Source organism: Halomonas sp. BC04, from assembly GCF_000568385.1.
The window spans coordinates 1-7,936 of the sequence record NZ_AZQX01000011.1 but is presented as its reverse complement, the minus strand read 5'-3'; the positions used below and the strand labels follow the sequence as shown (position 1 = coordinate 7,936).

The following is a 7,936-nucleotide window of genomic DNA, read 5'->3' as shown; positions in this document are numbered from 1 at the left end:
GAAGTACTGGCACAACAAGCGCGGCCCCGGTTCATGGCCGAAGGCCATGGAGTGCCTGGGGGGCATCGGTTACGTGGAAGAGACACCGCTGGCGCGACTCTACCGGGAGGCGCCGGTGAACTCGATCTGGGAGGGGTCTGGCAACGTCATGTGCCTGGACCTGCTGCGGGTTCTGGCCCGGCATCCCGAGTCGATCGCCGCCCTGCGGGACGAGCTGGCCGCGGCACGGGGGCAGCAGCCGGACTTCGACCTGGCATTGGCCGGCCTGGAGCGCGACCTGTCGAGGCCCGCCGATGGCTGGAGGCCAGGGCACGCTGCTGTCCCAGCGCCTGACACAGTGCCTGCAGGCATCCCTGCTACTGCGCCACGCCCCCCATGAGGTGGCCGAGACCTTCTGTCGCTCACGCCTTGGGGTGGAAGCCAGCCCGGCCTACGGCGTGATGCCGGCCAACGCCCCGCTGGCGGCGATCCTGGCCCGGATCGGCGACTGATCCGAAGCCAGCGCGGGAATCATGTCCGCCGGCACCGGCCGCGACAGGCCAAAACCCTGGACGTGGGTGCAGCCGAAGCGGGCCAGAGTCGGCAGGCAGTCGAGCTCCTCGACCCCTTCGGCCACCACGCGGATGCCCAGGCGACGCCCCAGCAGGGCAACCGCCTCGACGATGGCCGCATCCTGGGAGTCCTGCAGCAGGTGGCGCACGAAGCTGCGGTCGATCTTGAGCTCGCTGATCGGCAGCATCTGCAGCCGCGACAGCGACGAGAAACCCACGCCAAAGTCGTCCACCGAGACCTCCATCCCGTTGAGATGCAGCCGGGCGGCAATTTCCGAGCCCAGCAGCTCGTCATCCATGGCCGCCGTCTCGGTAATCTCGAGCACCACCAGGGGCGGCTGACCCGGCTGGCGGTGACGTGTCAGCGAGAGCAGCTGCGACTCCATCAGGTCATCGGCGGTGACATTGACCGACAGCGACAGCACCACGCCCATGCTTGCCCACTGCTCGGCATCCGCCAGGGCCTGCTCGAGCACGTGGCAGGTCAGCCGACGGCTCTGGCCGGCGGTGAGCATGGGCAGGAAGCTGGCCGGCCCGATCAGGCCGATCTCGGGGTGCGTCCAGCGCACCAGCGCCTCGACGCCGCTCAGCCGGCCCGTGGCGAGCTCGAACTGTGGCTGGTAGTGAAGGGTGAGTTCGTGCCTCTCCAGGGCCCGATCGAGTTCGGCGGCGGAAAAGAAGGGGTCGTCCTCGGGGGCGATGGTCGGCTTGCGCCCCAGATGCAGCCGGTCCAGCCGTTGACGCAGCTCAGCCATCCGCATCGGCTTGTCCAGCGAACCGAGCATCTGCAGGCCCAGGGTGTGCCCCACCCGCTCGGCGATGCGCGAGATCTTGCGCTCGACGCCGCCCAGCAGCAGCACCCAGCCGCCATAGCGCCGTTCGGCCAACAGGCGCAGCAGGCTATCCCATCCGGGTCGCCGAACTCAAGCCCCATGATGACCAGTTGAGGGGCACACTCGTCGATCTCTTCCAGCAGCAGATCGGCCCGACGGTAGCAGCGGCTCTCCATACCCAGTACATGCAGCTGGAGCGACAGGACGGCCACCACATCGGGATCCTCATCGAGGACCACGGCCAGGGCACGGTCCTCCTCTTCTATCGACAAAACGTCCATGGGGGCTTCCGCTTTCGAATAGCCTTGAGGCTATCATCATCCCCCGGGCGAGGCCGTGCCGGCTGTCAACGCTGTCAGCCGAGAGGGCCGACCACCACCCGCAGGCAAGGGCCAGCAACATCACACCGGTGATGCGATGAATCCAGTGGGCGCGGCTCTGGAGCCAGGGAAGCACTCGGGAGTGGGACAGCGACACTGCCACCAGCACATACCAGCCACCGTCGATGATCATGGCAGTGAGCACGATGATCGCCTTGGCCGCCAGGCTCATGTCAGGAGTGACGAACTGGCTGAGCAGGGCAATGAAGAACAGGATCAGCTTGGGATTACCCAGCGCCACCAGCATGCCTTCCCGAGCCGCCTGGCTGCGGGTCGTGGCCATGCCGGTGGCTTCCAGGGCGCCGGCTCGCCCGGCGCGTAGTGCCTTGATGCCGAGCCAGGCCAGGTAGGCCGCCCCCGCCCAGGTGATGGCCTGGAACAGTGCCGGGAAGCGCACGATCAGCGCTCCCAGGCCCCACACGGTCAGCAGGGCATAGAAGCCCACCCCCAGGGCATGAAAAAGCGCTGCCACCACCCCGGGGGCACGACCTCCACCCAGGGTGTGGCGCAGCACCAGTGCCAGGCTGGGCCCGGGCGACATGGCCCCCATGGCGCAGACCGCCACCAGCGACATCCATAGCGAAAACGGCATCCTGATCCTCTCTTTGATACGTCCGACGCCGCCTTGGCAGCGCCGCCCATCCACTCAGCGGTGGAACTGCCCTTCCCGCTCCGGCTGCCACAGGATGGCATCGATGCGCAGCTTGGTCTCGCCGCCGCCGGGCAACGGCCAGTCGATGACGTCGCCGATACGCAGGCCGATCAGCCCTGCGCCGATGGGCGCCATGACCGAGATACCGTCCTCGGTCTGGGCCAGGGCGTGGGGATAGACCAGGGTACGGATGATCTGCCGGTCACGGTTAAGGTCGGTGAACTGCACCTGGCTATTCATGCTGACCACATCCTCGGGGATCTCTTCCGGGTCGACCACCTGGCCCCGCTCGAGCTCCTCCTCAAGGCAGTCGGCAACGAAACGATCCTTGTCGTCCGCCTGGTCGATCAGGCGCTGCAGGCGGTCGGCATCCAGGCGGTTGATGAGAATGGGGGGACGGGGGGACATGACGACCTCCTTGTGGCCAGCCAACGATAGATGAACGTGCGGCCGGCCTTACAACAAAAACAGCCCTTCGCCCGTGATCGGGAGAAGGACTGTGACGATGGCAATATGATAAGCCCGATGGCGGGCGTTGTCAGGCCCTTACTGCCGACTGCGGCGACTTGTCAGAACCACCACGACACCCAGCACGGCCAGCGTCAGCCCGACGAACAGCGCCGGGTTCTGGGTTTGAAAGCCGAACAGGGTCAAACCCACCCCCAGCACGATCAATGCCGCGGCGAACCACTTCACACCCATGACGCACTCCTTACCGTTCAGTATAGTCGCCAGCATGACGTCGATACTGAGGCACATCAAGGAAATAGCGGAAGGTCACATCACGCCGAGGACCTCCAGCGCCCTGCGGGTGATCTCGAAGGGGACGTAGAGCGCTTCCGGGCTAAGGTTGAGCACCACCATCAACAGGGCGAATGTCACCGCGCTGCCGATGAGGAAACTGACCACGTGGAAGCCGCGCCTTCCGGGCTTCTCAACCGTGCGACGGCCAACCCGATGCGGCCTGGGTGGAAAGCCCGCCTCATCGACGAACTCATCACCTGCGCTTTCGCGACCACGCCGCAACCACCCGGCCGGCGGCCGGCCCTCACGCCGGTCCCCCTCCTTCCAGCTCTCCTCCCGGTCCTCCATCCCCATGCTCGTCCCCTCGCCGGTATCGCTATAGCCCTACAATATCATAGCGGTGGATATGCCAGCTCAAGACACCACCTCGCTTGCCTCAAACAAGGTCAGGCGGCCCGTGGTGAAGGCCCCGGTGTCGATATAGTGAACGTTACCTAGCGTAGTTGGCTCCTCGACAATGGTGTGGCCCACGACCACAGCGTCTATGCTGGTGACCGGCGCCGTATCCATGCTGCTGATGCGGTTTCGGCCCCAGACAAGACGATGACTGTCGACGATCTCAATGTCCGCCCAATCGTCGGGCGGCTCGGCGTGAACCATGCCGATCTGTTTGCCCGCCACTGCAACCTGCCGAGCATGAGGCAGGTGACGCAGGGCTTCATCGAGAGTGGCACGAACCTCATGGGCACTTTCCAGGTACACCCAGCTGCCACCATTCATTTGCCAGAGGTCCCAGGCCTTGCCTGGATCCTGCAATGCATCATGAGCCAGCATCTCGTGATTGCCGCGAACAGAGTAGAACCAAGGTTCGAATGCCAGCGAGAGGCATTTGAAGCTGTCGGCACCGCGGTCGATCAGATCGCCTACGGAGAACAGGCGATCCACCTCCTTGTCGAAATGGACGCCGCGCATAGCGTCCATCAGCAGGTCGAACTGTCCGTGGATGTCCCCGACGAAGAAGTCACGACCCCTGGTGTTCGCTTCATGCTTTTCCAGTCGGTTCATCGTCGTTGCTCCTGGTCACCACTTGAGTGGGTAGCCGTCACATTGGAGTGCTCGCCTCCGCTGCGGTGCCATCATGCCGACGCCGACGGTCGAGATATCGCCGGAAGCGAGGGTCGGCTGCGATCAAGCATTGAAACGGGGAGAAACCAAAGGGGAAAAAGCGAGGTAATACATTGCAAGAAAAGGGGGGCGGCGGTCAGCGACCGCCGGCGATCTGACTGGCGAAATCGTGGTTGACGTCGCGATGTTCGGCTTCATCGGCCCGCACCGCCTCGACCACCTCGCGAAGGCGAGCATCCGCCGGTAGCTTCCAGTAATCGATGGCGATCTGCGGCGCCGGAATGTTCTCGTACTTGCCGCTGTCAATGCCCTCGAGATACTCGGTATAGCTCATCACTGCCTCTTCCTCGAGATAGCCCACCACCCGGTGGGCTGTCTTGCTTGAGCACAGGTAGAGCAGGAAAAAGAGATTGTAGAACATCCCTTGGGCCACCAGGATCAGGGCTCGTTCCAGCCGGGATGGCTGCGCCACCTCGATGAAGGTCATCAGGTGCATGCGCTCGTTCTCTGCCTCGTCGAGCAGGGTACGAATCCAGCCATCGTCATCTTTCATTTTTCGCAGCGCTCGCAGGTGCTGCAGGGAGCCACCGACCATGCCCGGCACCGCCGCCACCGTCTCCAGCACCACCGCGCGGTGGCCGTAGCGACCGGCAAAGAACAGGTCGGCAAAGATGCGCATGAAGCGCACCAGCCGGTAGGCGCACCAGTCGGAAACTCCTTCGGGGCGATGGTGGCGGCGAAGGGGTGTTTCGGACAGCGAGGACGCGTCACTGGAACTCATGCAGCTCTCTCCCTGGATCGGTTGGCAGGCACATGAATAACCTGCTACCCACTAGTGACTCTCGCCATGCCCGGCGGTTCCCCTCGCCGATCCCGGCACTCAGCCTGAATCGCCCCAGGTTTCGTAGACACCTCCAGGCCCTACACTGAAGGCAGCCAGGAGAGCCCCTGAGCCGTCAAATGCGACCACGCACTAGAAAGAGGGAGGGCCAGAAACGAAAACAGCCGCTCGTAAGCGACTGTTTTTTATCTGGTACCGGCGGTCGGACTCGAACCGACAAGGGCTTGCACCCGGCGGATTTTGAATCCGTTTTTCGACAATCTTAGGCCGCGCTTGCTACGGGCTTTTATCTATAGAACATTAACTTAAGAATTTACACTGGTTACACAAGCAGCATGGAACCGCTGCCGTCTGCGACCAAACTGCGACCACATAGCGAGGCTGTAGAAAAACCCTCGCCCCTATTTCCGATGGCGTTCCTGAAGTGACCCCCTTCTGAGCTGCACAGGCTATATGCAGCCATCAGGAGGACAGGATGAGTGACGATAATCCCATCAAGCGATGGACCGCCAAGCGCAAGGCCGCTGTGGTCATGGACATCTTCAAGGGCAAGACCACGGTCGCTGAGGTGGCTCACCAGCACGACCTCACCGTATCCGAGGTCGAGGGCTGGATCGATGAGGCCCAGCGCAGCATGGAGAACGGATTCAAGGCCCGCCCCAAGGACATCCGCGAAAAGTACGAATCTGAGTTGCGGTAAACCAAGGAGGCGCTGGGCGAGGCCCACCTGCAGATCTACGCCCTAAAAAAGTGGCGGCGCCTGCTCGACGAGGACGAGAACTCGTAAGGTCGCTGCAGGCGGAAATGGCCCAGGAAGGCCATGTGGTATCGCTGGTCAAGCTGTTTCGGTGGCTGGGGCTTCCCCGGCGGACCCTGTATTACCGCCCCAAGCCGCGGCGTCGCGTGATCAATGCCGAGCTGGCCATCAGGGTTAAGCTGGCTCTGGACCGGTTCCCCACCTATGGCTATCGCCGTCTGGCGTGCGTGCTGGGTGAGAACCGCAAGCCGATTCAGCGCATCTTGCAACTAAAGGGCTGGCAAGTGCGCAAACGGCCTCAGGCTTCCGGCCTCGCGCCAGGAGCCTGCCGTCAGTCGCCTCAAGGCCTGACGGGCGATGGGCCACCGATCTCACCCACGTGTGGTGTGGAAAGGATCGACGGGCCAGCGGATCAGCACATCGTGGTAGCGCTTGGCGATGTCAATCGCAACCCATAGCGTGTCTGACGTAAGCAAGCTCAAGAGGGGCAGTCATCGTTGGTCTCCTTGTGATGATGAGGGTCACACAAGGAACTCTTAGGCCACGATGGCTGCCCTCCACAAAAGGTTTCGGAGGTACTACGGCCTGGTTTTCAGCAGTCGCCACTACACGGGCACAGTGAGGCCTAGGGCCCACCCAGGAGTTTACGACGCCGTATACACCGGAGCAGAACAGTCTCGTCGAGCGCTTCTTCCGATCCTTGAAGGAGGAGTGCATCTGGCAGCATCGATTCGAGTCGTTGGGCCAAGCTAGAGCAGTCATCGGGCGCTGGATCCGGTACTACAACGAAGAACGGCCACATCAGTCACTAGGCTATGTGGCACCCCGAGCACACCCTGCATTAGCAGCGTAGGGTGTGCAGAAACCAGGGGTGCATTACACGCCCGCCTCTGCAGCGGACGAGCGTCCGCTGCAGAGGCGGTAACGATTAATCGTAAGAATTTCAACAACCATCATTTAGCCTGAGCCAGGCACCTTCAACGTCCTCCCTCTGATCATTTTTTGGCCTGGGCTTGCTTAGTCGCCGCCAACCAGCAATCCGGGACCTGCGCTTCCCGCCCTGCTGCCGACACGAGAGCGTATCGATCGGCTCCCAGGTCACGCGCACGCGGCTACCGGCACGAGGCCAACTTCATCGCCATGATCTACCTGATTGGCAGCCCTGTGGGCCGCATGCTCGATCAGGCCAAATTCACATGAAATGACGAAAATCCAATTTTATATTTATAAACAAAGCTTTATAAGCGATAGGCAAGGTGTTGTTAAGCACTGAAGCTAGTGACATCTTGCAATTTATGAAGACTCCGCTATAGCTAAAATTATAGCCCAGAAAATCAAATAAGGAGTTGCTGATGTCTAATTCCTCAGATGGAAATGATAATAGCTCAGAGCGTCGACAATTCTTGAAGACTTCAGCGTCGTTAGCAGAGTCATCTATTTTAGGAACTACGAATGCTTCTGAGAACAGCAAACATCATACGATTTCTGGGTTGCCCCCAGAGCAACAAGCTGAAGTTCTAAGACGATGGCGAGATAAGCTTCAGTTTACAATTAGCGAAACTGGTTACTTAAAGGCTGGATGGGGGTACCCGCAGTCAGTCCCGAGTATAGGTAAGTTAAATGAGGAATTAAGGGAAGGGACTACTGATATAACTGAAGTTATTCAACGGCTTCGTGAGTTTGACGGAAAAGATAGTGAGTAGATGTGTGAATATAAAATGGATGATGATTTTTTGAGGGTAAGGGTGTGGAACAAGGAAGGCAAGTAGTTATCAAGGTGACCTCCCAGTGCAATATTCGCTGCACTTACTGCTATGAATATAATTACGATCATAAAGATTGGTCTGCGCTGCCTAAGCGCTTAAATCCACTGTTATTACTTAATTCACTTGACGTTGTTTTTTCAAACAGTATTGCGCGAGGGCATAAATATATTAATTTTGTGATCCAAGGTGGTGAGCCACTTCTCTTGCCTAAGCCATATTTTGAAGAATATATAGCAATTATTGATGCTCTCTCTATGAAGCACGGGCTTCCTTATGCCTGCTCAGTG

At 60.4% G+C, this 7,936-nt stretch carries 10 protein-coding genes and 3 pseudogenes; 6 read left to right on the top strand and 7 right to left on the bottom strand.

From position 1 onward, the window contains the following. Positions 1 to 379: acyl-CoA dehydrogenase family protein (locus tag Q427_RS01135; protein ID WP_269321184.1), on the top strand; the 379-nt coding region annotated here is incomplete at its 5' end. A 51-nt stretch (positions 380 to 430) separates the two neighbouring features. On the opposite strand, the gene Q427_RS01130 is transcribed toward Q427_RS01135, so the two are convergent. From Q427_RS01130 to Q427_RS01105, 7 genes and pseudogenes are all read right to left on the bottom strand, one after another. After that, positions 431 to 1,438: an EAL domain-containing protein gene (locus Q427_RS01130; RefSeq protein WP_043510328.1), complete on the bottom strand. Its 1,008-nt coding sequence runs from the start codon at positions 1,436 to 1,438 to the stop codon at positions 431 to 433. 301 nt (positions 1,439 to 1,739) lie between these two features. Then, positions 1,740 to 2,356, bottom strand: a pseudogene (locus Q427_RS01125) (LysE family translocator). 54 nt (positions 2,357 to 2,410) lie between these two features. Further along, positions 2,411 to 2,824: a nucleoside diphosphate kinase regulator gene (gene rnk, locus Q427_RS01120; RefSeq protein ID WP_043510327.1), complete on the bottom strand. Its 414-nt coding sequence runs from the start codon at positions 2,822 to 2,824 to the stop codon at positions 2,411 to 2,413. A gap of 138 nt (positions 2,825 to 2,962) precedes the next feature. Continuing rightward, complete coding sequence (locus tag Q427_RS30880; protein ID WP_155833415.1) at positions 2,963 to 3,118, bottom strand: hypothetical protein; 156 nt, start codon at positions 3,116 to 3,118, stop codon at positions 2,963 to 2,965. A gap of 75 nt (positions 3,119 to 3,193) precedes the next feature. Beyond that, positions 3,194 to 3,514 carry a hypothetical protein gene (locus Q427_RS01115; RefSeq protein ID WP_155833414.1) on the bottom strand — a complete coding sequence of 107 codons (321 nt, stop codon included), beginning with the start codon at positions 3,512 to 3,514 and terminating at the stop codon, positions 3,194 to 3,196. Between the two features lie 60 nt (positions 3,515 to 3,574). Continuing rightward, positions 3,575 to 4,225, bottom strand: coding sequence for a metallophosphoesterase (locus Q427_RS01110; RefSeq protein WP_043510324.1), 651 nt, complete (start codon positions 4,223 to 4,225; stop codon positions 3,575 to 3,577). Between the two features lie 196 nt (positions 4,226 to 4,421). Further along, positions 4,422 to 5,066 carry an alternative oxidase gene (locus Q427_RS01105; protein WP_051496025.1) on the bottom strand — a complete coding sequence of 215 codons (645 nt, stop codon included), beginning with the start codon at positions 5,064 to 5,066 and terminating at the stop codon, positions 4,422 to 4,424. Positions 5,067 to 5,601: 535 nt separating this feature from the next. On the opposite strand from Q427_RS01105, the gene Q427_RS01095 reads away from it, so the two are divergent. The 5 genes and pseudogenes from Q427_RS01095 to Q427_RS30860 form a co-directional block, all read left to right on the top strand. After that, complete coding sequence (locus tag Q427_RS01095) at positions 5,602 to 5,826, top strand: DUF1153 domain-containing protein (protein ID WP_197030443.1); 225 nt, start codon at positions 5,602 to 5,604, stop codon at positions 5,824 to 5,826. A gap of 122 nt (positions 5,827 to 5,948) precedes the next feature. Continuing rightward, on the top strand, positions 5,949 to 6,341 hold the full coding sequence (locus Q427_RS30875) for a hypothetical protein (protein WP_197030442.1): 393 nt from the start codon (positions 5,949 to 5,951) through the stop codon (positions 6,339 to 6,341). Positions 6,342 to 6,529: 188 nt separating this feature from the next. Continuing rightward, positions 6,530 to 6,736: pseudogene (locus Q427_RS36640) on the top strand (integrase core domain-containing protein); the annotation flags it as partial. Positions 6,737 to 7,235: 499 nt separating this feature from the next. Beyond that, positions 7,236 to 7,586 (top strand): hypothetical protein, encoded by a 351-nt coding sequence (locus Q427_RS30865; RefSeq protein WP_155833412.1) that lies wholly within the window; start codon positions 7,236 to 7,238, stop codon positions 7,584 to 7,586. Between the two features lie 44 nt (positions 7,587 to 7,630). Next, positions 7,631 to 7,936, top strand: a pseudogene (locus Q427_RS30860) (hypothetical protein); the annotation flags it as partial.

Bases quoted from the DNA above. Each gene is read 5' to 3' on its own strand.
- Q427_RS01115 (WP_155833414.1), bottom strand. From the start codon at position 3,514: ATGGGGATGGAGGACCGGGAGGAGAGCTGGAAGGAGGGGGACCGGCGT.
- Q427_RS30865 (WP_155833412.1), top strand. From the start codon at position 7,236: ATGTCTAATTCCTCAGATGGAAATGATAATAGCTCAGAGCGTCGACAA.
- rnk (WP_043510327.1), bottom strand. From the start codon at position 2,824: ATGTCCCCCCGTCCCCCCATTCTCATCAACCGCCTGGATGCCGACCGC.
- Q427_RS30880 (WP_155833415.1), bottom strand. From the start codon at position 3,118: ATGGGTGTGAAGTGGTTCGCCGCGGCATTGATCGTGCTGGGGGTGGGT.
- Q427_RS01105 (WP_051496025.1), bottom strand. From the start codon at position 5,066: ATGAGTTCCAGTGACGCGTCCTCGCTGTCCGAAACACCCCTTCGCCGC.
- Q427_RS01095 (WP_197030443.1), top strand. From the start codon at position 5,602: ATGAGTGACGATAATCCCATCAAGCGATGGACCGCCAAGCGCAAGGCC.
- Q427_RS01110 (WP_043510324.1), bottom strand. From the start codon at position 4,225: ATGAACCGACTGGAAAAGCATGAAGCGAACACCAGGGGTCGTGACTTC.